This is a genomic window from Prolixibacter sp. SD074 (genome assembly GCF_009617895.1).
In the GTDB taxonomy this organism is placed as follows: Bacteria; Bacteroidota; Bacteroidia; order Bacteroidales; family Prolixibacteraceae; genus Prolixibacter.
Window position 1 is genome coordinate 2,322,037 of sequence record NZ_BLAW01000001.1, and the last position, 24,156, is coordinate 2,346,192.

At 47.5% G+C, this 24,156-nt stretch carries 23 protein-coding genes; 15 read left to right on the forward strand and 8 right to left on the reverse strand.

Features of this window, described 5'->3' with window-relative positions; genetic code table 11:
* Positions 1-40: 40 nt before the first annotated feature.
* Entirely contained in the window at positions 41-907 is an 867-nt protein-coding gene (gene galU / locus GJU82_RS10120; protein WP_153632034.1) for a UTP--glucose-1-phosphate uridylyltransferase GalU, read from the forward strand.
* Positions 908-1,001: 94 nt separating this feature from the next.
* On the opposite strand, the gene GJU82_RS10125 is transcribed toward galU, so the two are convergent.
* The 6 genes from GJU82_RS10125 to GJU82_RS10150 are packed head-to-tail and all read right to left on the reverse strand — an operon-like array spanning position 1,002 to position 7,370.
* The gene (locus GJU82_RS10125) at positions 1,002-2,300 is read right to left on the reverse strand and encodes a TRAP transporter large permease (protein WP_153632035.1); all 1,299 of its coding nucleotides are present in this window, start codon (positions 2,298-2,300) and stop codon (positions 1,002-1,004) included.
* 3 nt (positions 2,301-2,303) lie between these two features.
* On the reverse strand, positions 2,304-2,789 hold the full coding sequence (locus GJU82_RS10130) for a TRAP transporter small permease (protein ID WP_194831027.1): 486 nt from the start codon (positions 2,787-2,789) through the stop codon (positions 2,304-2,306).
* Between the two features lie 41 nt (positions 2,790-2,830).
* Positions 2,831-3,850, reverse strand: a complete 1,020-nt coding sequence (locus GJU82_RS10135) for a TRAP transporter substrate-binding protein (RefSeq protein WP_153632036.1) — start codon at positions 3,848-3,850, stop codon at positions 2,831-2,833.
* Between the two features lie 36 nt (positions 3,851-3,886).
* Positions 3,887-4,654, reverse strand: a complete 768-nt coding sequence (locus GJU82_RS10140) for a PfkB family carbohydrate kinase (RefSeq protein ID WP_153632037.1) — start codon at positions 4,652-4,654, stop codon at positions 3,887-3,889.
* 55 nt (positions 4,655-4,709) lie between these two features.
* Positions 4,710-6,110, reverse strand: coding sequence for a glucuronate isomerase (gene uxaC, locus GJU82_RS10145; RefSeq protein ID WP_153632038.1), 1,401 nt, complete (start codon positions 6,108-6,110; stop codon positions 4,710-4,712).
* A gap of 12 nt (positions 6,111-6,122) precedes the next feature.
* Positions 6,123-7,370, reverse strand: coding sequence for a tagaturonate epimerase family protein (locus GJU82_RS10150; RefSeq protein WP_153632039.1), 1,248 nt, complete (start codon positions 7,368-7,370; stop codon positions 6,123-6,125).
* A 247-nt stretch (positions 7,371-7,617) separates the two neighbouring features.
* Between GJU82_RS10150 and GJU82_RS10155 the strand changes: the two genes are divergently transcribed.
* The 14 genes from GJU82_RS10155 to GJU82_RS10215 all read left to right on the forward strand — a co-directional run bounded on the left by GJU82_RS10155 (position 7,618) and on the right by GJU82_RS10215 (position 22,407).
* Positions 7,618-8,640: a LacI family DNA-binding transcriptional regulator gene (locus GJU82_RS10155; protein ID WP_228488782.1), complete on the forward strand. Its 1,023-nt coding sequence runs from the start codon at positions 7,618-7,620 to the stop codon at positions 8,638-8,640.
* Positions 8,641-8,679: 39 nt separating this feature from the next.
* Positions 8,680-9,531, forward strand: coding sequence for an SDR family oxidoreductase (locus tag GJU82_RS10160; RefSeq protein ID WP_153632041.1), 852 nt, complete (start codon positions 8,680-8,682; stop codon positions 9,529-9,531).
* Between the two features lie 69 nt (positions 9,532-9,600).
* Entirely contained in the window at positions 9,601-10,680 is a 1,080-nt protein-coding gene (locus GJU82_RS10165; protein ID WP_153632042.1) for a sugar kinase, read from the forward strand.
* Between the two features lie 68 nt (positions 10,681-10,748).
* The gene (locus GJU82_RS10170) at positions 10,749-12,035 is read left to right on the forward strand and encodes a lactate racemase domain-containing protein (RefSeq protein WP_153632043.1); all 1,287 of its coding nucleotides are present in this window, start codon (positions 10,749-10,751) and stop codon (positions 12,033-12,035) included.
* A gap of 25 nt (positions 12,036-12,060) precedes the next feature.
* On the forward strand, positions 12,061-13,050 hold the full coding sequence (locus GJU82_RS10175) for a Gfo/Idh/MocA family protein (protein ID WP_153632044.1): 990 nt from the start codon (positions 12,061-12,063) through the stop codon (positions 13,048-13,050).
* 56 nt (positions 13,051-13,106) lie between these two features.
* Complete coding sequence (locus tag GJU82_RS10180) at positions 13,107-13,829, forward strand: 4-phosphoerythronate dehydrogenase (protein ID WP_255473955.1); 723 nt, start codon at positions 13,107-13,109, stop codon at positions 13,827-13,829.
* Positions 13,741-14,232 (forward strand): DUF3410 domain-containing protein, encoded by a 492-nt coding sequence (locus tag GJU82_RS17485; protein WP_255473956.1) that lies wholly within the window; start codon positions 13,741-13,743, stop codon positions 14,230-14,232. Before GJU82_RS10180 ends, GJU82_RS17485 begins: the two co-directional genes overlap by 89 nt.
* Before the next feature lie 39 nt (positions 14,233-14,271).
* The gene (gene gnd / locus GJU82_RS10185) at positions 14,272-15,726 is read left to right on the forward strand and encodes a decarboxylating NADP(+)-dependent phosphogluconate dehydrogenase (protein WP_153632045.1); all 1,455 of its coding nucleotides are present in this window, start codon (positions 14,272-14,274) and stop codon (positions 15,724-15,726) included.
* Positions 15,727-16,201: 475 nt separating this feature from the next.
* Complete coding sequence (locus GJU82_RS10190) at positions 16,202-16,411, forward strand: hypothetical protein (protein WP_153632046.1); 210 nt, start codon at positions 16,202-16,204, stop codon at positions 16,409-16,411.
* 7 nt (positions 16,412-16,418) lie between these two features.
* The gene (locus GJU82_RS10195) at positions 16,419-16,829 is read left to right on the forward strand and encodes a TonB-dependent receptor (protein ID WP_153632047.1); all 411 of its coding nucleotides are present in this window, start codon (positions 16,419-16,421) and stop codon (positions 16,827-16,829) included.
* 382 nt (positions 16,830-17,211) lie between these two features.
* Positions 17,212-17,499: a hypothetical protein gene (locus GJU82_RS10200; RefSeq protein ID WP_153632048.1), complete on the forward strand. Its 288-nt coding sequence runs from the start codon at positions 17,212-17,214 to the stop codon at positions 17,497-17,499.
* Positions 17,500-17,534: 35 nt separating this feature from the next.
* A complete protein-coding gene (locus tag GJU82_RS10205; protein WP_153632049.1) occupies positions 17,535-18,890 on the forward strand; it encodes a gluconate:H+ symporter in 1,356 nt (451 codons plus the stop codon).
* 114 nt (positions 18,891-19,004) lie between these two features.
* Entirely contained in the window at positions 19,005-20,183 is a 1,179-nt protein-coding gene (locus GJU82_RS10210) for a 3-phosphoglycerate dehydrogenase family protein (protein WP_153632050.1), read from the forward strand.
* A gap of 193 nt (positions 20,184-20,376) precedes the next feature.
* A complete protein-coding gene (locus GJU82_RS10215; protein ID WP_153632051.1) occupies positions 20,377-22,407 on the forward strand; it encodes a transketolase in 2,031 nt (676 codons plus the stop codon).
* 66 nt (positions 22,408-22,473) lie between these two features.
* Here GJU82_RS10215 and GJU82_RS10220 read toward each other — a convergent pair whose 3' ends face one another.
* The gene (locus GJU82_RS10220; RefSeq protein ID WP_153632052.1) at positions 22,474-23,259 is read right to left on the reverse strand and encodes an SGNH/GDSL hydrolase family protein; all 786 of its coding nucleotides are present in this window, start codon (positions 23,257-23,259) and stop codon (positions 22,474-22,476) included.
* Between the two features lie 51 nt (positions 23,260-23,310).
* Positions 23,311-23,844 carry an AAA family ATPase gene (locus GJU82_RS10225; RefSeq protein ID WP_153632053.1) on the reverse strand — a complete coding sequence of 178 codons (534 nt, stop codon included), beginning with the start codon at positions 23,842-23,844 and terminating at the stop codon, positions 23,311-23,313.
* Between the last annotated feature and the right edge of the window lie 312 nt (positions 23,845-24,156).

A 24,156-nucleotide genomic window follows, 5' to 3' on the forward strand; every position in this document is an offset into this window, starting at 1 on the left:
GATATTTTTTATTTAGTAAACCGGAAATAGCAATTGAACCATGATACGAAAAGCCGTTATACCAGCTGCCGGGTTTGGGACCCGCTTTCTTCCCATCACCAAAGCACAGCCCAAAGAAATGATTCCGATTGTCGATACACCGGTTATCCAATATGTGGTGGAAGAAGCCGTTGCGTCAGGAATTACAGACATTTTAATGATCATCGGTCGCGGAAAACGGGCGGTGGAGGAGCATTTCGACCGTTCGTTTGAGCTGGAACATCTGCTGGAGCAAAAGAAAAAGTTCAAAGAACTGAACGCCATCCGCCGCATCACCGACATGGCTAACATCCATTTTGTGTGGCAAAAGGAGATGAATGGACTTGGAGACGCGATTCTGCATGCACGCGATCATGTAGGCAACGAACCTTTCGCTGTTTTGCTGGGAGATACCATTTTTCGCAGCAAAATACCGGTTACCCTTCAGCTTGCTGAGGTAGCAGAAAAATACAACGGTTCAGTGGTCGGGCTCGAAGAAGTTAAAGGGGATATGGTCAGTCGTTACGGCATTTTCGACGGCACCCATCTACAAGACAATATTTGGCAGGCAAAACAACTCGTTGAGAAACCTGCCGTTCAGGAAGCGCCTTCCAATCTGGCCATCGCCAGCCGTTATATTTTCATGCCCGAAATTTTCAGTTACCTGGAAAAAACACCGCCTGGAAAAAACAATGAAATTCAAATTACCGATGCCATGCAGGCGCTACTGCATAACGAAAAAATCTTTGGCGTAAAGTTGCAGGGTGAACTTTTCGATATCGGAGACAAACTCGAATTCATTAAAACAAACGTCCTCTTTGGCATGGAGCAGGAAGATATCGGCGAAAGCCTTAAAATCTGGATAAAAGAACTGGCTGGTAAACGCTAAAAGACGACTTCATTTTTTCCGAAAGAAAAAAAGAGGAAAGCCAAATTCCCGGCTCCTCCCTTTCCTTCTATGAATCAATCTACCCATCTGAGTCTTAAAATCCAAATGCGTGAGGTAACCACAAACTCAGCTCCGGTACATAAGTTACCAAAAGTAGCGTGATAATCATCACCACAAACATGGGCAATAAAGGCTTGATGACATGCTCAATCTTCGTATTCGCCACACTACAACCGATAAACAGCACCGAACCAACAGGTGGTGTACAGAGTCCTACTGAAAGGTTCATTACCATGATGATTCCGAAGTGAATCGGATCCATTCCTAACTGCGAGGTTACAACCGGCAGGAAAATAGGCGTGAAAATCAGCACGGCCGGTGTCATATCCATGAACACGCCAACAAACAGCAGGATAAAATTGATGATCAGCAAAACAATGATGGGATTGCCTGAAACACTAAGTAGCACATTACTTACTCCCTGCGGAATATTCTGGGACGACATCACCCAGGAGAGGCCCATAGAGGTTGCCACCAACAGAAGGACAATGGCAGTAGTTCCCACCGATTTCAGAAGAATTCCGGGTAAATCGCTTAGGTTTATCTCCTTGTAAGCCATGGCCAAAATAAAACAGTACAACACCGCTACAGCTGAAGCTTCAGTCGCCGTAAAAACTCCGGCGATAATTCCACCAATAACCACCACCAACAACAACAAACTTGGAATGGCCTGAATAAAGGTTATCACGCTCTGCCGAAAGGTATATTTTTCGCAAAGCGGGTATTTTTTCCTTACAGCGAAAACAGCGCCTACAATCATAAGAGCCACCCCGGTAAGAATCCCGGGTATGTATCCCGCAAGGAAAAGCGCCGTAATAGAGGCACCTCCGGACGCCAGCGAATAGACAATCAGTATGTTACTGGGCGGTATACTCAACCCCGTTGTGGCACTGGTAATATTAATAGCTGCACTAAAGTTTTTGTCATATCCCACTTTTTCCATTTCAGGTCCCATAATACTTCCAATGGCCGAAGCCGAAGCAGCAGCTGAACCCGAAATTGCTCCGAAAAGCATATTAGCCAGCACATTCACAAATGCCAGTCCGCCGGGGAGCCGTCCCACCAACACTTTGGCAAAAGAGATTAATCGCATCGCAATTCCGCCCCTGTTCATAAGCTGCCCCGCCAATATAAAAAACGGAATCGCCAACAAGGCAAAACTATCCAATCCGGTAGCCATCTGTTGAGCGAGGGTTGTCACTGCAGGCAACATTCCGGCACTCAAAAAAAGTGTAAGCAGGGCTGCCAGTCCAATGCTGAAGGCAATCGGCACGCCAATAGCCAGAAAAATAACGAATGAGATAACCAGGACGAATATTCCTAATGTTTCCATGAATCAAATATTATCGGCGTTTGGATTTCTAACCAGTCGGACAATCTCATCTATGCTAAAGTAAATAATGAAGAACCCACTCAGCGGTACAACCAGGTAAACATACCCAATGGGAATCTGCATGGCAGCCGATGTTTGTCCGAGATAAAACCGGGTGTATACCAGCCATATTCCGCCAATTACCATCGCCGATAGGGCAAATAACATCACCAGCAGATTAATCAAAATATCGAGATATCGTCTACGGGCCGGGGAGAGTTTCTGAGCAAGCAAATCGATCGCCAGATGGTGCTTCATTCCTGCAGCCCATGCAGCTCCAAGCAATCCCACCCAAATCAGCAGGAATCCGGCAAGTTCATCTGTAAAGGAACTGGGATCTTGAAAAACATAACGGCTGGCCACCTGCCACAGCACATCCAACACAAGCGTTCCCATCAGGATGATTACTGCCTGCCCAAGTATTTTATCTACAATTCTACGCAATTTCATTTCGAGTACATTTAGTCATGAAACATCTACTGCCGTGAAAACTATTTTCCATTATCAGTTCCTGATAAATCCATTGTATCACCGGCCTGAATCCGCTTAATCAAAGAATACAAGGTCGAATCGCTACGATAATCTTCGTACATACCTTTCACCTTGTCAATGAAAGGCTGTTTATCCGGATGAATAATTTTCACCCCTGCTTGTTGTACAGCTTCCAGGCTCTTCTTTACCGATTCGGCCCAGAGCTTACGCTGAACAGGAACCGATTCATTTGCCGCTTCCTGCAGCCATTTTTGCTGCTGGGGTGTCAGTTTATTCCACACAATTGTACTGATAAGCAGCACATCGGGAACCATGGTATGCTCGTCAAGCGAGTAGTATTTACACACGTCGTAATGATGCGAAAGATAGAAACTGGGAGGGTTATTCTCGGCACCATCCACCACACCGCCCTGCAAGGCCGTGTATAATTCGCTAAACGAGATAGGCGTAGGAGAACCGCCAAGACGTTTTACCATCTCCACCGCCGTATTGCTTTTCATCACCCTGATTTTTAACCCCTTTAAATCAGCAGGAGAATAAATTGGTGTATCCTTCGTATAGAAGGAACGACTTCCGGCATCGTAATAACACAATCCGCGCAACCAGAATTTCTGGGCTTGCTTCAACATTCCCTTTCCAATCGGGCCATCAAGGACCTTGAATGCATGTGCCTTATCCTTAAAGATGTATGGAAGACTGAGTATCTGAAATTCCGGTGCAAAACCTTCGAGCGCGGCAGCCGAAACTTTGGTCATCGCCAGTGAGCCTATTTGCAGAAGCTCAAGACACTGACTCTCCCCACCCAACTGACTGGAAGGATAGATCTCGATTTTCATGGTGCCGCCGGATAACATCTGTAACCGCTTATCCATGTAAACCATCGCCTTATGTACCGAATTTGTCGGAGCCAAACTGTGCCCAAGCTTTAGTACTGTCACTTTCTGATGTTGCTGGCAGGACGAAAAGATGAATAATCCTATCAGCAGCAGAAAAGAAAATATTGGTTTGGATTTTATCATGATTTATTGGTTTTCAAAAGGGAAAAAGCCTGTGGCTCACTCTCTGATTTCATCCAGTATCTCAAATACCTGCTTTACTTTATTCGTTAATTCCGAATAATTTCCTTTGTGAATAATTTCTTTCGTTATCAGTTGTGAACCCATTCCCACGCAAGTGACACCGGCACCAAACCAGGCCTTTAAGCTTTCTTCGGTAGTTTCAACACCACCCGTCGGCATCAGGCTGATCCACGGACAAGGCCCCTTTATCGCCTTCACAAACGAAGGTCCGCCCATAAACGAATCGCCGCCGCCAACACGGTCGACAATGTGCGTAATCTGATAAGTGGGCGCTCCGAACAGCTCTTTTCCGTTCCACAGCACGCCTGACCAACTATTGTGGTTAGCGCTGATAGAACCACGAAGCGTTGTGAACACTTTCTTCACGCGCGGGAATTTTGCCATGATTTGTTTTGACACTGATTCATAAGCAGCCCCGGAAACATGGCCTCCGGTCACATCAACACCTTCGGGTTTGATCCCCAAAACCATTTCAGCGTCCTCTTCATTTCCCAGAACAACATCAGTACCTGCCACCAGATCCGGCATCACTTCTCCGGCTGTCTTTCCATATTTCCAGAGATTTTTCCGGTAATTCAAGTCACACGAAACGGTTACCCCCATCTCGTTGGCTTTGCCAATTCCTTCGGACAACACATCGGCGGCTCCCTGCGAAACAGCAACATTCGCCTGGCTAAACCGCAAATATCCAGGGGCAGCCAATCGCAACATGATCTCACCAAAAGTGACCACTTTTTTATCCATCGTTAAGCAGCTTTTCTTATATCAATTAATATTCTTTGGTTTGAATTTTTCTCATTTAAAAGTGGAAGTAATTCACCGCGTTATTAAAACTGATATTCTCCACCATCTGTCCAAGCAATTCCATGTCGGCAGGAATTTCTCCATTCTCCACATCATTTCCGAGCAGATTACACAAAATGCGGCGAAAATACTCGTGACGACTGTACGACAAAAAGCTTCTGGAATCAGTCAGCATCCCAACAAAGCGGCTCAGCAATCCAAGATTCGATAGGGCATTCATTTGTTTGGTCATACCATCCTTTTGGTCGAGGAACCACCAACCGGAGCCAAACTGAAATTTTCCAGGTACCGAACCATCCTGGAAATTTCCCAGCATGGTAGCCAGAACCTCGTTATCGCGCGGATTCAAATTATATAGAATGGTTTGCGTCAGTTTCTCCTCATAATCAAGTCGGTCGAAAAAGCGCGACATGGGAGTGGCCAACGAATAATCGCCGATGGAATCGAAACCGGTATCCGGTCCCAGGTTCTCAAACAGACGGCGATTGTTGTTACGCATCGCCCCCAAATGATATTGTTGCGTCCAACCACGCTTGTGATCCATGGCAGCAAATTCATACAACATGGCCGAACGGAATTTCAGCAATTCTTCCTTATTGGCCTTTCCGCCTCCACGTACTTTACTGAAAATCGCCACAATTTCGGCGTTTGTATATGATTCGGCATACAAGGTTTCCAAGCCGTGATCAGATAACCGACATCCATTTTCATGAAAAAAGGCATGACGTTTATCCAATGCTTCCATCAACTGGACGAATGTCGATATATCCATTCCGGCTACAGCCGAAAGTTTGTCGATATATGCATTGAAAGCTTCTGTATTTTCAATAGCCATTGCCTTATCGGGCCGCCAGGCCGGCAACACATTCACCTCAAAACCATCTTCTTTAATTTGCCTGTGATATTCCAATGAATCGATGGGATCATCGGTTGTACAAATAGTATGTACATTGGCTTTGCGAATAATTCCACGACAGGAAAATCCGGGCGTATTCAGCTTTTCATTGGCTTCGGCCCAGATTTCCTGCGCCGTATTTGGATTCAGCAATTTATTAATGCCAAAAGGCTTTTTCAGTTCCAAATGGGTCCAGTGATACAACGGATTCCGCAATGTATAAGGTACGGTTTCCGCCCACTTCATGAACTTCTCCTCATCGGTGGCGTCGCCGGTACAATAGCGTTCATCCACGCCATTGGTGCGCATGGCACGCCATTTATAATGATCGCCTGCCAACCAAATCTCCGTCAGGTTACTGAATGATTTATTCCCGGCAATTTCCTTCGGTGAAATATGACAGTGATAATCGAAGATGGGCATTTTATCCGCATGTTCATGATATAATTGCTTTGCTGTACCGGTTTGCAACAAAAAATCGTCCCCAAGAAAAGGTTTCATACAATATTCTCTTTACAAATTAAACAATCGTTTCAGGTGGCGTTCGAACAAGTTTTCCTCCACACAACGGCCCACCAGTTCTTTGTATCTTTCAACCAGGCCAGTATACGTTTCGCCATATTCAGCAGCCACTTTGTAGCCAACATGAATCAACTGGCGAAAGTCTGGATTGTATTCCGGATGACCGGGAATATGACGCAAGGCGTTCGCAAATTGCCTGCTGCCCCAGCTATCAACTTCGGAAGCAGATGGCAGCAACTGCTCATTAATATCGATGACGTCAGCATATGGCGCACACAATTCATCCTTGCGTTCCAGCGCCTTTTTATAAATGTTTTTTGCCAGTTCTAACGCTTCACCATCAGCGAGTGCAAGGCCAATCATCTCTTCAATCCATGTAGTTCCGGCTGTTTTAATATGTAAGCCTTTATCGTATTTCCTGATAATTTCAGCCATCACCGGATAAATGGAGAACTTGTCGGAGCCAGAGTGAACACTCAGCTTTAGTGTATCAGGAAGACCAAACTCTTTCACTGCGAAGTCGATGACAAGAATATCTTCTTCAAACTCGCGGGCAAACTGTTTCACATCGCCTAGATAATCGACGCCTTTATTGAAACGTCCCGTGAATTTTGGCGCAATCGTTTGCACAGGAATCCCCTCATCAGCAATCATTTTCAATATGAAGAACATTTCAATGGGAGTTTGCGGAGCCTCCACCTCATCCATTGAAACCTCGGTAATAAAATTGGTTGCTCCCTTCCGGGCTTTGATAGCACGATATATATTGCCAGCCTCAGTGACTGCAGCTAAAAAACGGTCGCCCATTTCCTTCAGAAAAATATCATCCACTTCAAACGGAGAATCGATTCCGGGAATCTGCCATTCTCCTTTGTATTTTTCACATGCATCAAGAAAATCAGCCACGTCATCGGCTGAAGAAGGCTTTCCAATAAATGCAGCAACATCCAGCGTGAAAAAGTTGGACGATTCGAGAAAGCCCTCCACATTTCCAAGGCCAACATGATCGGCATCAACAAAATAGGGGCCCTTATATCCGAGTGATGACACTGCGGCATCCGCTTCTTTCCGGGTATCTTCCGGTTTCGAATGTACGATCGTGTGTTCCCGGTTTGACTTGTTCCAGACCGGACTGATATCGATGCCTGCTTTTTGTGCTTTCAGGATGGCCCGAAGCTGTGCTTCACCCTCCCTGGCAAACCGATCACCAATACCAAAGCTATATTTCCCAAGTTTCATAATCAGCTAGTTTTCAGTTGAATTTACAAAGACATGTTTTCCGTGTTCGTTCACGAAAGTAGTAACTTTTTCCTGAACTTAAAATCAAAAACCCCAGTAGATCGCCTTTTTATGTTTTAAAATAGTTTTATGCCGTTATCGTACACGACAAATCATTTTTTTCATAGATTTGTTGTTGAACTGAACATTGAACCTTAAAAATTTTTGACTTATCAAACAGGAACGAAAAATAATCCGCATAAAAGACATTGCGGAAAAAGCAGGCGTATCCATCGGTACGGTTGACCGCGTGTTGCATAACCGCGGAGAGGTTTCAGCCGTGACGAAAGAGAAGATCCTGGCCATTGTCAATGATTTGAATTATCGGCCTAATTTTTTGGCCAGCACCCTGGCATCAAAGAGAGAGACTGTATTTGCAGTTTTGTTACCCAAAGCGCCGTCGGAAGATTCCTATTGGACGCGGCCGATGTCAGGCATTACACGCTCGGCTGACGAACTGAGCCAGTTTGGTGTGAAACTCGAACTCTTTCTTTTCGATACTGAAGGGGCTGCATCATTTATTGAAAAGACCGCCGAAATTTTGGAAAATCCGCCAGCTGGCGTGCTACTCGCTCCCTGGATAAGCCGCGAAGCCAGATTATTCACTTCAAAGCTGGATGCATTAGGAATTCCCTATGTATATATCGATTCCAACCTCAAGGCTACCCATCCGGTAAGTTTTATCGGGCAAAACTCATTTCAGAGTGGCCATTTGGCAGCGAAGTTGCTCAATTACGGCCTGCCGGAAGAGAGGACGTTTTTGTTGGTCCACGTAGGCCGCGAGCTTGACAACCAAAATCATCTGCACCAGCGCGAACAAGGATTTTATGACTACTTCAACGAAAAATCGATTCAACAGAATATCATCAAGATAGAGATTCAGGAAAGTGAAACCGAGTTAAAACAGCAGATGGCTGCAAAAGGATTATCTCCTGAAAAAGTCGATTGCATTTATGTCACCAATTCACGGGTTCACCTGATTGCCGGTTATTTTTCATCGCTGAATTTGCATCCGCGGATTGTGGGCTACGATCTGATTCCGCCCAACGTGAAAATGCTGGAGCAAGATGCCATCGATTTCCTGCTTTGTCAGAATCCGGAAGGACAGGGATACCGGGCACTAAATGCTTTGTTTGATAATGTGTTGAGAAAACTGCCAGTGGAAAAAGAGAATTTCACTTCCATCGATATCATTACCAGAGAAAATCTGGATTACTATAGTGCCAAATAATCTAAAATAGAAAAACTGAATCTACAAGATATTTGATCCATGAAAAACTTTACGTTCGACGACCTTAACGGGAAAGTATGTGTAGTGACCGGTGGAGCCGGAGTTATTGGAAAAGCAATTGTTTATGCCCTGGCGACTGTTGGAGCAAAAGTTACCATCGTTTCACGGGGTAAAGGAAAAGGAAAACAGGTTGCTGAAGAAATTTCCCGGGAAACCGGAGGAAAGGTAATCTGGATCAAAGGCGACGTGTTGGACAAAGCCCAGCTGGAGCAGGCTCATCAATCGATTAAAGAGCAACTCGGGCCAATCGATATTTTGATCAACGGTGCCGGCGGAAATTCCCCACAAGCAACTACCGGCGTGGAACAAATTGAGGATACTGATTTAGATAGCCTGGAAAACACCTTTTACGGACTCGGGATGGAAGGGTTCGACAAAGTTTTTTCACTCAACTTCAAGGGAACTGTATTGCCTACCATGGTTTTCACACGCGACATGCTGCAAAAAAAATCAGGTGTCGTGCTGAATATCTCGTCAATGAATGCCTATCATCCCTTAACCAAAATACCAGCTTATTCGGCGGCCAAAGCTTCCGTAAATAACTTTACCGAATGGCTCGCAGTTCATTTGGCAAAAATGGGCATCCGTGTTAATGCTGTCGCTCCCGGCTTTTTCATCACCAATCAGAACCGCTTCCTGGTCCTGGATGAAAAAACCGGTGATTATTCAGAACGCGGACAAAAGATTGTCACCAACACCCCAATGGGTAAATTCGGTGAGCCGGAAGATCTTCAGGGTACTGTTTTGTTCCTGCTTTCGGAACTCTCGTCCTTCGTAACAGGAGTCGTTATTCCCGTTGATGGAGGATTTAACGCGTACAGCGGCGTATAAGAAAATTAAATTATGAATGACCGATGATTGGACAGTAAATAACCAATCATCTCAATCGAACCACACGTAATGGATCTTCAATTAAAACAAAATTGTCAATATTCACTGCTGGTTCCGACCAGCATGGGCGTACGGATTACGCCGGTAAACGGACAACCGGTACATAGCAGCAATCTTTTCGAAATGCAGGCTACCAGCGCCGAAACCAATGTGGCCAGTATTGCTTCCTATCTCGGGATGCCTGTCAAGGTGCTGACAACTTTCGTGAAGGGAAGTCCGGTTGCACAATTTATCAAGAGTAACCTGAAAAGCCGGCACATGGATTACGAAGGGCCGGAAGTAGCCCAGGGCGATCCGTGGGGATACCGTCACCAGTTTAACATTGCCGACAGCGGTTATGGTTCCCGCGGACCACGTGTTCAGAACGATCGCGCCGGCGAAGTGGGACGTACCCTGAATGTGAAGGATTTTGATTTGGAACGCATTTTCGGCGAAGAAGGTGTCCAAATTGTTCACCTGTCGGGACTAATTTCAGCGCTTTCGCCCGAAACCAGTGCTTTCTGTCTGGAGACCGCCCGCGCTGCAAAAAAACACGGCACCCGCATCTCCTTCGATTTGAACTACCGCGCCTCATTCTGGAAAGGCCGTGCAGAAGAGTTGCGTAAAAACTTCACAGAGATTGCTGCTGTAGCCGATATCCTTATCGGGAATGAAGAAGATTTCCAGCTTTGCTTTGGTATCGAAGGGCCCAAAGCCGGCGGCCAGGGAATCGAAGCCGAAATCGAAGGCTTCAAAGGTCTTATCACAAATGTGAAAAAATCGTTCCCGAATGCTTCGGTATTCGCTACAACTCTCCGTCAGGTAGTCAGCACGAACGAACACCTGTGGGGCGCCGTCATGCTCTCCGGCAACGAATGGCAGGTCATCGAGCCACGCAAAATCAACGTTCTCGACCGAATCGGCGGTGGCGACGGTTTTGTTGGTGGCTTATTGTATGGTATCCTGAAAGGCTGGGACGCCGAAAAATGGCTGCAGTTTGGATGGGCTACCGGTGCATTGGCCACTACATTCCTGACAGACTACGCCCAGCCAGCCGACGAAGAGATGGTTTGGAGCATTTGGGAAGGAAATGCAAGAGTAAAAAGATAAAGATAAGACAGAGGCTCAGGCGAAGGCTTTCGTATACTTTGCCTCTGCCTGAGCCTTAAACAAAAAACATGATCTACTACGAAACAGGATCGCCCGAACAGGAATTGAGTGCAGTCGACCTGCAGGAAGGCCTGTTTACGGCGCTTGATAAATTGGGGGATATTGGCAAGGTACTGGCCATTCCACCCGACTACACTCGCTATCCGTCACACGCCGGTGAGTTGACCGAATTTGCCTGGCAATATTACGGCGATAAACTCACCGATATACTTCCGGCTTTGGGAACGCACAGTCCCATGACGGAAGAACAGATACATCACATGTTCGGACAGGCTCCGATGGAACTGTTTCGCGAGCACGACTGGCGAAACGACGTGGTTACCCTGGGCGAAGTTCCCGGTGAATATGTGAAGGAAGTATCCAAAGGAGCCATCGACTATGCGTGGCCGGTGCAGGTCAACAAACTGCTGCGCGACGGTGGCCACGATTTGATTCTCTCCATCGGACAGGTAGTTCCGCACGAAGTGGTTGGCATGGCCAACTACAACAAAAACATCTTTGTGGGAACCGGAGGAACAGAAGGGATCAACAAGAGCCACTTCATCGGGGCCGTTTACGGCATGGAAAAAATGATGGGCCGCGCCGATACACCCGTCCGCCGGATGTTTAACTACGCCAGCGAAAAAGTAGCGGCAGAATTGCCCATCGTTTATGTGCTCACGGTAGTGGAAGCGACGAAAAACGGAAAACTGAAAGTGCGTGGCTTATTCATCGGAGACGATCTTTCAGTATTCGACAAGGCCGCAGCACTTTCGGTGAAGGTCAATTTCGAGATGCTCGATAAGCCAATTAAAAAGGCCGTCGTTTACCTCGACCCAACCGAGTTCAAATCAACATGGCTGGGAAACAAAGCCATTTACCGTACCCGGATGGCACTGGCCGACAATGCCGAACTAATTATTCTGGCTCCGGCATTGAAGGAATTCGGCGAAGACCCGGAAATTGACACACTGATTAGGAAATACGGTTATCACGGCACACCGCGCACCCTGGAAATGGTCGAGAAAAATTCCGATTTACGGAAGAATCTCAGTGCCGCGGCGCACCTCATTCACGGTAGTTCTGAAGGACGCTTCACGATAACCTACTGCCCGGGCGCCAATGAAGAAAACCTTACGCAGGAAGAGATAGAAAGTGTGGGATTTCAATACAAAGCCCTTGACGAAGTGATGCAGGTATACGATCCGCGTCAGCTGAACGATGGATGGAACCAATTGCCTAATGGCGAAGAAATATTTTACGTCCCAAATCCGGCGCTGGGCCTGTGGGCGCACAAAGATCGGTTCAAGGATTAATTACAAATTGCCAATCAAAATATTCATGGAAGAAATCAGGTGGGGAATTATCGGGTGCGGAAAGGTGACCGAAGTAAAAAGCGGCCCGGCGCTACAAAAAATTGAGCACTCAAAGTTGGTAGCAGTGATGCGCCGTTCGGCTGAAAAAGCGGAAGATTATACCCGGAGGCACAACGTTCCCAAATGGTATAGCGGCGCGGATGAACTCATCTCCGATCCGGAAGTGAACGCCATTTATGTTGCTACACCGCCCGAAACGCACGCACAATATGCCATTCAGGCCATGAAAGCCGGCAAACCGGTTTATGTGGAAAAACCGATGGCGCTCAACTACCGTGAATGCGAAGAGATGAACCGCGTTTCGAAGGAAACCGGGATGCCGCTGTTTGTGGCGTATTACCGTCGCCGGTTACCCGGATTTCTGAAAGTGAAAGAATTGCTTGCCGCCAAAGCTATCGGCGATGTGCGGTTGGTTAACATTCGTTTTTACCGTCCGTTTAACAAGGACGAATACAGCAATGGGTTACCCTGGCGGGTGATTCCCGAAAAAGCCGGAGGCGGACTGTTCTTCGATTTAGCCGCGCACCAGCTTGATATTCTGGACGACTGGTTCGGCCCGATTCGTGATGTTCATGGTCAGGCATTCAACCAGGCCGGAGCATACCCGGCAGAAGATATGGTGCTGGGAAACTGGTTGCATGAATCGGGCGTTGCCGGGACCGGAACCTGGTGTTTCACCACATCTGGGCAAAAAAATCTCGACGAAATCGAAATCATTGGTAGCAGCGGGAATATCCGTCTTTCAACTTTTGAGTTCACACCGGTCATCCTGGAAACAACATCCGGGAAACAGGAATTCCCCTTCCCTGCACCAGTGCATGTTCAGCAAAATTTACTGCGAACCATCGTCGATGAACTTCGCGGTAGCGGAAAAGCTGCATCGACAGGCGAAAGCGCCGCCCGCACCAGCCGTGTGATGGATGAAATGGTCAGCAACTTTTATTCCGGTAAATAGCTATCGAACCCCGGACCTGCTCAACGTGTTATTCACACGATAGTATGCAAAGAATTATGAAGATTATAATAGACGACAAAATACCCTACATCAAAGGAGCGCTGGAACCGTTTGCCGAGGTGGTCTACCTGCCGGGAAGCAAAACAACCCCGGAAGTAGTAAAAGATGCCGGTGCGCTCATCACCCGGACACGCACCAAATGCAACCGGGAGTTGCTGGAAGGCTCCGGCGTGAAATTCATTGCCACAGCCACTATCGGCTTCGATCATATCGATACCGAATACTGCAGCGAAACAGGAATTGAGTGGACCAACGCACCGGGCTGCAATTCGGGCTCGGTAGAACAATACATTGCTTCGGCGCTGGCAGTACTCAGTCAAAAGCGCCATTTCGCGCTCAGCGGAAAAACCCTCGGCATTGTTGGGGCCGGCAATGTCGGCAAGAAAGTGGCCCGCATTGCCGGGGCTTATGGCATGAAGGTCTTGCTGAACGACCCGCCACGCGAACGGGCAGAAGGGAAAAGCAACTTTGTTTCGTTGGACGAAATCCTGGCGCAGAGCGATATCATCACACTGCACGTTCCACTAAACATGGCCGGGGAAGATAAAACCTTCCACCTGGCCGATGACGCCTTCTTCGCGAAAGCGAAAAAAAAAACCATTCGTCATCAACTCGTGCCGTGGCGAAGTGGTGGAAACCGAAGCACTGAAAAACGCGTTGAAATCAGATCAACTGGCCGGTGCGGTTATCGATTGCTGGGAAAACGAACCGGGTATTGACCGCGAATTGCTGGATAGAGCCGACATCGCAACCCCGCACATTGCCGGTTATTCCAAAGACGGGAAGGCTAACGGGACCGCCATGAGCGTGCAGGCTGTAAGCAGGTTTTTCGATTTGGGCATCGACAACTGGACCTGCAAAAATGTAGAGCTTCCGGCTACGACCGAAATAACCATAGACGAAACAAGTAAAAGCATCGAAGAAGTATTAAAAGAAGCGGTTCTGAAAACCTACGACATCCGGGAAGATGATGAAAAGTTGCGGCTTTCGCCCGAAAGCTTCGAGAAACAACGAGGCGACTATCCTGTCCGCCGGGAATTTCCCGTATACCACACAACGCTTCTTAACAGTTCGCCGGAAACAATAAAACGACTTAAAACGTTCGGTTTTAAAACAAGATAAATAAAAAGCACATTAATCGTATTCAAAAATAATAAGCACATGAAGCAAAAAGCAGACATTGGCCTCATCGGCCTCGCAGTAATGGGCGAAAACCTCGTGCTCAACATGGAAAGTAAAGGTTTTACCGTTGCTGTATATAACCGTACGACCGAAAAAGTAGACAAATTCATCAATGGCCGCGGTGCCGGTAAAAATTTCATTGGCTGCCACACTATCGAAGAGTTAACAACCAACCTGGAGCGTCCACGCAAAGTGATGATGTTGGTGAAAGCCGGAAATCCGGTAGATGAGCTGATTGAACAAATCATTCCGCACCTCGAAGAGGGCGACATCATCATCGATGGTGGCAACTCGCACTTCCCCGATACCATTCGCCGTACCGAATATGTCGAAAGCAAAGGATTGCGATACATCGGAACCGGTGTCTCGGGCGGAGAAGAAGGCGCCCTGCACGGCCCGTCGATGATGCCCGGCGGAACTCCCGAAGCATGGCCGTTTGTAAAAAACATTTTCCAGTCGATTGCCGCTAAGGTGGAAGACGGAACCCCTTGCTGTGACTGGGTAGGCGAAAACGGCGCCGGTCACTTCGTGAAAATGGTACACAACGGTATTGAGTACGGCGATATGCAAATCATTACCGAGGCTTACCAGATCATGAAAGACCTGCTGGGCATGGGCTACGACGAAATGCACGACGTTTTTGCCGAGTGGAACAAAGGCGATCTCGACAGCTACCTCATCGAAATTACCCGCGATATTCTCGGCTACCGCGATGAGAAAGGCGAACCGCTGGTAGAAAAAATCCTTGACACCGCCGGACAAAAAGGCACCGGAAAATGGACAGGTATTTCGGCGCTCGATTTAGGCATCCCGCTGACGCTGATTGGCGAGGCTGTATTTGCCCGTTGCCTGTCGGCTCAGAAAGATTTGCGTGTCACCGCATCGAAAACGCTGAGTGGACCGAAAGTGAACTTTGACGGCAACCGCGCCCAGTTCCTGAAAGATTTGAAAGACGCGCTGTACGCCGCAAAGATTATCTCCTACGCACAGGGTTACGACCTGATGCGTGAGGCAGCCAAGGAGAACAGCTGGAACCTCAACTACGGAGGCATTGCCCTGATGTGGCGCGGCGGATGTATCATCCGTTCGAAATTTCTGGCTGATATCAAAAAAGCATACGATAAAAATCCCGATCTGGAAAACCTCCTGCTCGATGATTTCTTCAAAGGAAAAATTGAAGCAGCACAGGCCGGATGGCGTCGTGTAGTGGCTACTGCTGTGATGAACGGCGTACCCGCTCCGGCGATGACCACCGCCCTGAATTACTTCGATGGTTTCCGCAGCGAGCGCTTACCTGCCAACCTGTTGCAGGCACAACGCGACTACTTTGGAGCGCACACCTACGAGCGGGTTGACAAACCGCGTGGCGAGTTCTTCCACACCAACTGGACCGGCCACGGTGGCGACACCGCCTCGTCGACATACAACGTGTAACGTACGATTATAAAATATTTCTTTCCCGGGAAGAGCTTTCTTTCCGGGATTTTTTGTGCAGAAAAAATTTCAGGTTTCAGGTTGGGCTTTTCAAATATGATGCAAAGATTCATCTCAATTGAATTATCCTCCCCCTTTCATTCCCCCTCCTAAGGGGGACAGCCCGCCAACCAACCAGCCAGATGTAGCCTGCCTGTTTCACAATTTTGTCAGTTTTTTACGTCTTCGATGGACTAATAGAGCTATCATTCGCGACATGTCCTCCGCTGGAGGAGGTGGCCGGCAGGCCGGAGGAGGATTTTTAGACACATCCGATGTTTTCAAATTGGGCTTTGCGGTTTCTGTTGTTATAACCGTTAATCATCCAAACCCGGGGCATTGCCATTGAAGAGGTACTCGTAGTCTCTCAGCAAAACCTGAAGGGAACCGTAAGGTAATCATCAATCCGTGTACCGGAGCCACACTGCCATCGCCGATGGATGTCGTTGATAAAATCTGGCAGGACAGCAAGAAGGACAATGTGGGCCTGTTTATTGAAAACCGTTTGAAAGTCAGCAAAAAAGTTTCATGGACAGCCGGATTGCGTGCCGACAGGACTTCTTACCAAATCAACGATCCGGCCGACGATTTCAAAGCGCAATACAACAACGACATTCAGCGCGAAGCTGGACACTTCGATTCATAAGAAGTTTATGGCGTGCAACCCGCCTTACGGGACCAACATATTTACCAATATCGATAAGGCTTTTATGACCGGATTCGGGGCTGGGGCCGAAGTAAAGTTTCTGAACAATTTTACCTATTCGCTTTCAGCAGCCTACACGTATGCACAGAACAGTACGCTCAATGAGCCGCTTCCGGAAATACCCCCGTTCACGGTTAACAGCTTTATCGCCTTCGAAAATAAAAAAGTGCAAACGCGCATACACGGCCGTTTTGCTGCCGACCAGAACCGGGAAGAAGTTTCCATATCGGGCTTCGGATCGCGATATAAAGGATTAACCTGCTACAACTGTGAAATTCTAGCAATGCTGATTGAAGGATGCCATCCCTCGGAGGGATGGCATCCTTACAGCCCACAGAGGTACTACATCCGTTTCTGATTTTACGCCTGAGTTCCGGGGAGTACTAAATCAGGTCCCAATTTAGCTCCTCAGTTTCGGCAAGTACTAAATCAGGTCCCGATTTAGCTCCTCAGTTTCGGCAAGTACTAAATCAGATTCCGATTTAGCTCCTGAATCCACGGAAGGGGCTAAATCAGATTCAAATTTAACTCCTCCGTTTCGGCAAGCACTAAATCAGATTCCGATCTGGCTCCTGAATCCACGGAAGGGGCTAAATCAGATTCAAATTTAACTCCTCCGTTTCTGGAGCTATGAAATCAGATTCGAATGAAGTCCGTTCGTTTCCGGAAGCAGTTCACCAGCTTCAGATTTGGTGTTTCAATTTCCCAAAACCATTATCTTAGCAGGAAAAACCTGCAATATGAATTGGACCTGGCTCTTTATCGGATGCATGGCCATTGCCATCATCTATTTACGTTACGCACCCCGGCCGCTTCCGGTCAAAACCCGGATCGATAAGTTTATGAACTTTGTGCTGCGCTGGTTCCATTCCCTTACCTGGTTTTTTCTGTCCTTGTTTTGTTTGGTGCGCATGGCGGCCCTTCCCTCGCTGTATGAATTAGGATTCGTCTTCGCCATTGTGGGCGGGTTGTTATATTTTCTATTTTTAGGCGTATTCCTGTTCAGCCGGTTTTCCAGACGGCGGTAACAAGAACCGATTTTCAACCTGGTAAACTAATTCATATGAGCAAGTTGATGCTTCTGGCGATTGTCATTTCGGCGGTTGCCCTCCTTTTACTTCTTGTCCTCCGATTCAAAATCAACGCTTTCATCGCGCTCATTGTTACGAGCATGTATGTTGGCCTGGCAACCGGCATGAAACCCGATAAGGTTCTGGAAAGCATCCAGAACGGAATGGGCGGCACACTCGGCTTTGTAGCCACCGTGGTAGGCCTTGGCGCAATTTTCGGAGCATTGCTGGAACATAGCGGCGGAGCGCGTTCGTTGGCCCATTACCTGGTCGGGAAGTTCGGATACGAACGGGCCCCGTGGGCCATGGTGCTCACCGGGTTTATCGTGGCCATTCCTGTTTTCTTCGATGTAGGATTCATCATCCTGGTGCCTATTGTGTATGCGCTTTCGCGGGATACTGGTAAACCGGTACTGTATTACGGCATACCGCTATTGGCAGGACTCGCGGTTACGCACAGTTTTATTCCACCGACCCCGGGACCAGTGGCTGTCGCCGAAATTGTCGGTGCCAACCTGGGTTGGGTGATTTTACTTGGTTTTATCATCGGAGTACCCACCGCCATCATCGCCGGACCAGTATTCGGTAAATACATCAGTAAACGGATTGCCGGCTCTCCGCTCGCTTTCAGTAATGAAGAGGAAGAGCCAACGGATACCAAGCAATTGCCTGGGTTTGGCATTATCGCTGCGCTGATTGGTGTCCCGTTGCTGTTGATTCTGGCCAACACCATTTCCGGCGTACTGGTAAGTAAAGAAATTATTGGCGCCAGCACAACGACTGACATTATCGCTTTTCTGGGGCATCCCTTTACGGCCCTGACGCTGGCGACGCTGCTTTCGCTTTATTTTCTGGGAACCAAACGAGGCGTATCCGGGAAAGAGTTGCTGGACATTAGCACGAAAGCACTGGGCCCGGCCGGTATCATCATCCTGATAACCGGAGCCGGCGGCGTATTCAAGCAGGTCCTTATCGATTCAGGTGTTGGGAAAATGCTGGCCAACTCCATTGCGGGTTCTGCCCTTCCTCCATTATTACTGGCCTGGCTTTTAGCGGCAGTCGTACGTGTTACGCAGGGAAGTTCCACTGTAGCCATGATTACTGCAGCAGGCATCATGGCGCCCGTTCTCGAAGTCTTCGACCTCTCTGCACCTCACCGGGCACTGATTGTTTTGGCCATTGCTGCCGGAGCGACCATTCTTTCGCATGTAAATGACAGTGGATTCTGGCTGGTAGGAAAATACTTCGGCATCAACGAAAAACAAACGCTGCAATCGTGGACCGTAATGGAAACCATCATCTCAGTTTCGGGATTAGTTCTTTGTCTTGGCATTAGTTTTTTCGTTTAAGTAAAAAAATTCTTAAGGATAGACAATAAATCATTTATTCGCTTAAATCATTCCATACTTTTTATGACCTTTGTCATTCCACAGTAAAATACGTCCCACGAAACACCACTCAACATGTACAAAATTCAGACACTGAACAAAATTGACGAAAAGGGATTAAAACTTTTCCCGGCTGATGCTTACGAAGTAGGCGGTGAGATAACCAACCCCGAAGGCATTGTGTTGCGCAGTTACAAAATGCACGACATGGAACTTCCATCCTCGCTGAAAGCCATTGCCCGGGCCGGAGCCGGGGTCAATAACATTCCGATAGACAAATGCACCGACAAAGGGATTGTCGTATTCAATACCCCGGGCGCTAATGCCAATGCAGTAAAAGAACTGGTGATTGGCGGTTTGCTTCTTTCTTCCCGTAACATTGCCGGCGGCATTGAGTGGGCCAAAACACTGAAAGGTGAAGGAGACAACGTGGCTGCTTTGATAGAGAAAGGTAAATCGAACTTTGCCGGCAACGAAATCAGAGGGAAAACACTGGCTATTATCGGATTGGGAGCTATCGGCGTGATGGTGGCAAACGCAGCCGAAGCACTCGACATGAACGTGATTGGTTTTGACCCGTATATTTCCGTTGAGCATGCCTGGGAGCTGAACCAGAATATCGCCCGTGCCGAAAGCATCGAGGCACTGTTGGCCCAGGCTGACTTTGTAACATTGCAGATTCCACTGATGGACAAAACCAAGAACTTCATCGATGCCGAGAAGATTGCCATGATGAAAAATGGGGTACGCATCCTGAACTTTGCCCGTGGCGGCCTGGTTTCCAACGCCGATTTGAAACCGGCTCTCGAAAACGGTAAAGTTGCCTGGTATGTAACAGACTTCCCCGATGCAGAGGTGCTGAACATGAAAAACGTGATTGCTATTCCGCACCTGGGAGCTTCTACCGAAGAATCGGAAACCAACTGTGCCGTGATGGCAGTACGCGAAGTACGTGACTACCTCGAAAACGGGAACATCCGTAATTCGGTGAACTTCCCCGATGTAATCATGAACCGCAACGGTGGTACCCGCATTCTTATCGCGAACAAAAATGTCCCGAACATGGTAAGCCAGATTTCTACCCTGTTGGTTGGCTACGGCGTGAATATCGCCAATATGATGAACCGTAACCGCAGCGGAATTGCATACAACATCATCGATATCGACCGAAATGAACTGGATCCCGAAGTCGGCGATAAACTTCGCGAGATTGAAGGGATCTTCATGGTCCGCATTCTTCCCGGGCAGAAATAAAAAATCGTTAATAATTAAATAAGAAAACACTCCAAACCTTAACTGTTTTGGAGTGTTTCCTTTTTTATATAGATGCATATAAAATCAGTCTGTAAGAACCGCAAAAGTAAAGTGTACCGCTTACAGCTATTATTGCCATTTTACGAATCAAAAATTTCTATTTTTACGTCGAAAATATTTTAACCACAATCAGATGAAGAACAATTTAACCAATAAAGCAGCAGACAATATTCGGATTTTATCGGCCGCTATGGTCGACAAAGCAAAATCAGGTCACCCGGGCGGCGCCATGGGCGGAGCCGATTTCGCGAACGTTTTGTATTCTGAATTTTTAAAATATAACCCGGATGACATGGAGTGGCCGTTTCGTGATCGGTTTTTCCTCGATCCTGGACACTTGTCCCCCATGCTCTATTCCGTGCTGGCCCTTTCGGGAAAATTCTCGATGGAGGATCTGAAAAATTTCCGTCAGTGGGGTTCAGTAACTCCCGGTCACCCGGAGCTGGATCCCGAACGCGGTGTTGAAAATACTTCAGGTCCGTTGGGACAGGGACATACCATGGCTGTTGGAGCTGCCATTGCCGAGCGTTTCCTCGTCGCACGTTTTGGCGAATGGATGGCACACAAAATCTATACATTCATTTCTGATGGTGGTGTTCAGGAAGAGATTTCTCAGGGAGCAGGTCGTCTGGCCGGTTTCCTCGGATTGAGCAATCTGGTTATGTTCTATGACTCCAATGACATCCAGCTCTCATCCGAGACCAATGAAGTCACTCACGAAGACACTGCAAAAAAATACGAAGCCTGGGGATGGAAAGTAATGACCATCAAAGGAAACGATCCGGATGCAATCCGCGACGCGCTAAAAGCTGCCAACGAAGAAAAGGAAAAACCTACGCTCATCATTGGTAAAACCATTATGGGCAAAGGTGCCGTTACCGAAGCAGGAGAAAGCTTCGAGCGGAAAGTTTCGACCCACGGGCAACCACTTTCCGCAGCAGGCGCTTCACTTGACAAAACCATTGAAAACCTGGGCGGCGATCCGAAAGAGCCTTTCCAAATCTTCCCGGAAGTGGAAGAGCTTTATAAAAAGCGTCAGGAAGAGTTACGCGGATGGATAAAGGAATTTGAAGCCGAAAAAGAAAAATGGGAAAAAGCCAATCCGGAATTGGCTAAAAAACTGGAAAAGTTCCTTTCCGGTAATGTTCCGGAATTTGATTTTGCCGCGCTGGAACAAAAAGCCAATACAGCAACCCGCGCTGCATCGGGTGCTGTTTTAGCCGCTTTCGCTGATAAAATTGAAAACATGATTGTGGCTTCCGCCGACCTGTCAAACTCCGACAAAACAGATGGTTTCCTGAAAAAAACACATCCGTTTACCAAGAACGATTTCACAGGAGCTTTCCTACAGGCAGGTGTATCAGAGCTCACCATGGCTTGTGTAATGAACGGCCTGGCGCTGCACGGCGGTGTAATCCCGGTGTGCGGGACCTTCTTCGTATTCTCTGATTACATGAAACCCGCCGTTCGTTTGGCAGCGCTGATGGAACTCCCGGTAAAATATGTATGGACACACGATGCTTTCCGTGTGGGAGAAGATGGTCCTACGCACCAGCCGGTGGAACAGGAAGCACAGATTCGTCTGCTCGAGCAATTGAAAAATCACCACGGCGAAAATTCCATGCTGGTTCTGCGCCCGGCTGATGGACCGGAAACGACCGCTTCATGGAAAATGGCGCTGGAAAATACTGATACGCCGACCGCATTGATTTTGTCTCGTCAGAATATCAAAGATTTGCCAGCCAAAAGCGAGCGTTACACCGAAGCGCTACAGGCAGAAAAAGGAGCTTACATTATTGAAAACGATGCTAATCCGGATGTTATTCTGCTGGCTTCCGGTTCAGAGGTAGCTACGCTCGTGAATGGCGCTGCCCTGCTCCGCGAACGCGACAACTTGAAAATTCGGGTAGTCTCGGTACCTTCCGAAGGACTTTTCCGCAACCAGGATAAAACTTATCAGGAAGAAGTGATTCCTGCGGACATTCCAAAATTCGGTATGACAGCCGGATTGCCGGTTACCCTGAAGAGACTTGTTGGTGATGACGGCGCTGTTTGGGGCCTCAACTCCTTTGGATTCTCTGCACCTTATACTGTGCTTGATGAAGAATTGGGATTCAACGGCGAAAACGTATACAAACAAGTAAAAGCATTTCTTGGAAAATAACTTGCACTTGTTACCAATGGAAATCCCCGGTCGCTTTGGCCGGGGATTTTTTATTCCAGGTATTTCTTATTCCATTCCAAAGACCGATTTCAACCAGGCTGCAGCCATCAGATGACATCCCGCCACCGTGGGATGAACACCATCCGCGGTCCAGTAAGTCGGGTCCACCTGTTTCGATGCTTCATCAAAAACCGATTGATATGGAATTAATATCGCGTCGAACTCTTGGGCCAGTTTACGGGCAACTTCCCGGTAGGCATTAAATGCAGGAAACCACGTGTTATCCACAGCACTGCAACCCAAAACAGCAAAAGGCTCACCAATCGCTAACTTCACATCGGGCATAGCAGCTTTTGTGCGCTTTAGCAGCGCACGGTAATCATTTTCATACACAGCAATAGTACCGTCATATTTGCCGTCATGCATGTGCCAGTAATCATTCACGCCAATCAGGATAGAAAGCAGTTTCGGATTCAACTCCAAACAATCGGGCGCCCAACGATCGGCCAATTGAAAAACTTTGTTTCCGCTAATACCGCGGTTGTAAATGGTCAGATGTTTTTTGGCGAAGTGATCGAGCAGGCGCGATGCAGCCAGAAAAACATAACCGGGACCAAAGCCCCAGGGATCATTCGGTTGTTGATCTTTCTTATCGCGTCCGGCATCTGTAATGGAGTCTCCCTGAAAAAGAATCACATCATTTTTTTTCAGGAAAACTTCAGATAATATTTCAGTTTCCACCTGTGCATCAGCAGATTTCGCGCTAGCCGCAATAATTCCGGGGATGGCAGCCAGGGCTCCGGCACTTATGGCCGTTTGTTTCAAAAATTCGCGGCGATCGGTTCTTTTCATGCGCTTCGTTTTTATCGTTTAATATGTTGTAATACAAAGGAAATTCACTTATCAAATGGTCGATGAAACAAAATCCGTAATAAACTTCACCCGCTCGCCAACAGTACCTTTCGGGATTTCCACCAAACGGTATCCTGCTTCCCGGTAGGCCGTTACAATCCATTCATGAATTCGGCAAGCCGCTTCAAACGTTTCCTTCCTGATTTCATCTTCAGTGTATATCTCACGCCACGGAGGAGTAATGAAAACAGTTTCGGCATACCGATGGTTCTTTACTGCTACAGCTAATGGCCCTGAAACCTGTTTTCCCTTATAAAGTGAAAAGGCGACCTGATCCGGCAATCCGCGATCGGCGAAAGCAATCTCTTTATCAGGAACCTGCTCTAAAAAACGGATGCGCGCCTCCATCACCCGGCGTTCGAATTTGCGGGAATTCCGCCAGGGTAAAATCTCGCCCCCTTTTTTCAATTGCTCGTCAATCAATACACGTGCGGTTTCGGAACCAATTTGGTATCCTTCCAACGCAAGCTCCTCCGCAATTACGGTTTTACCAAATCCGGGACCACCAGTCAAAACATATACCATTTCGTCTGATTTCTGCTCCTAATTTAGAAATAATATGCATTTGCATCTGGATTGAACATCTTCCCGCATCAGATAAAATTAATTTATCATTAACTTATAGCAACTTTTTATGCCCATTTACCGATTGATTACTGGAAGAATTTGTACAATATATGATCAACGTGGCCAGCGGCGAAAAACTGGACCATGAAAAAAGTGGTTTTCGCGAAATGGCCATTTTCAAATCGGGCGTAACCCTTTAAGAACGCCAACACCGGAACATATAAAAAAGCTGTCCTCATTTCTGAAGGCAGCCTTTTTTATCTCGTTCTG

Coding starts and splice junctions, on each gene's coding strand:
- GJU82_RS10205 (WP_153632049.1), top strand. CDS start 17,535: ATGAGCAAGTTGATGCTTCTGGCGATTGTCATTTCGGCGGTTGCCCTC.
- GJU82_RS10130 (WP_194831027.1), bottom strand. CDS start 2,789: ATGAAATTGCGTAGAATTGTAGATAAAATACTTGGGCAGGCAGTAATC.
- GJU82_RS10215 (WP_153632051.1), top strand. CDS start 20,377: ATGAAGAACAATTTAACCAATAAAGCAGCAGACAATATTCGGATTTTA.
- GJU82_RS10225 (WP_153632053.1), bottom strand. CDS start 23,844: ATGGTATATGTTTTGACTGGTGGTCCCGGATTTGGTAAAACCGTAATT.
- GJU82_RS10200 (WP_153632048.1), top strand. CDS start 17,212: ATGAATTGGACCTGGCTCTTTATCGGATGCATGGCCATTGCCATCATC.
- GJU82_RS10170 (WP_153632043.1), top strand. CDS start 10,749: ATGATCTACTACGAAACAGGATCGCCCGAACAGGAATTGAGTGCAGTC.
- GJU82_RS10180 (WP_255473955.1), top strand. CDS start 13,107: ATGAAGATTATAATAGACGACAAAATACCCTACATCAAAGGAGCGCTG.
- GJU82_RS10210 (WP_153632050.1), top strand. CDS start 19,005: ATGTACAAAATTCAGACACTGAACAAAATTGACGAAAAGGGATTAAAA.
- gnd (WP_153632045.1), top strand. CDS start 14,272: ATGAAGCAAAAAGCAGACATTGGCCTCATCGGCCTCGCAGTAATGGGC.
- GJU82_RS10175 (WP_153632044.1), top strand. CDS start 12,061: ATGGAAGAAATCAGGTGGGGAATTATCGGGTGCGGAAAGGTGACCGAA.
- uxaC (WP_153632038.1), bottom strand. CDS start 6,110: ATGAAACCTTTTCTTGGGGACGATTTTTTGTTGCAAACCGGTACAGCA.
- galU (WP_153632034.1), top strand. CDS start 41: ATGATACGAAAAGCCGTTATACCAGCTGCCGGGTTTGGGACCCGCTTT.
- GJU82_RS10190 (WP_153632046.1), top strand. CDS start 16,202: ATGGATGTCGTTGATAAAATCTGGCAGGACAGCAAGAAGGACAATGTG.
- GJU82_RS10195 (WP_153632047.1), top strand. CDS start 16,419: ATGGCGTGCAACCCGCCTTACGGGACCAACATATTTACCAATATCGAT.
- GJU82_RS10150 (WP_153632039.1), bottom strand. CDS start 7,370: ATGAAACTTGGGAAATATAGCTTTGGTATTGGTGATCGGTTTGCCAGG.
- GJU82_RS10125 (WP_153632035.1), bottom strand. CDS start 2,300: ATGGAAACATTAGGAATATTCGTCCTGGTTATCTCATTCGTTATTTTT.
- GJU82_RS10160 (WP_153632041.1), top strand. CDS start 8,680: ATGAAAAACTTTACGTTCGACGACCTTAACGGGAAAGTATGTGTAGTG.
- GJU82_RS10140 (WP_153632037.1), bottom strand. CDS start 4,654: ATGGATAAAAAAGTGGTCACTTTTGGTGAGATCATGTTGCGATTGGCT.
- GJU82_RS10220 (WP_153632052.1), bottom strand. CDS start 23,259: ATGAAAAGAACCGATCGCCGCGAATTTTTGAAACAAACGGCCATAAGT.
- GJU82_RS10135 (WP_153632036.1), bottom strand. CDS start 3,850: ATGATAAAATCCAAACCAATATTTTCTTTTCTGCTGCTGATAGGATTA.
- GJU82_RS10165 (WP_153632042.1), top strand. CDS start 9,601: ATGGATCTTCAATTAAAACAAAATTGTCAATATTCACTGCTGGTTCCG.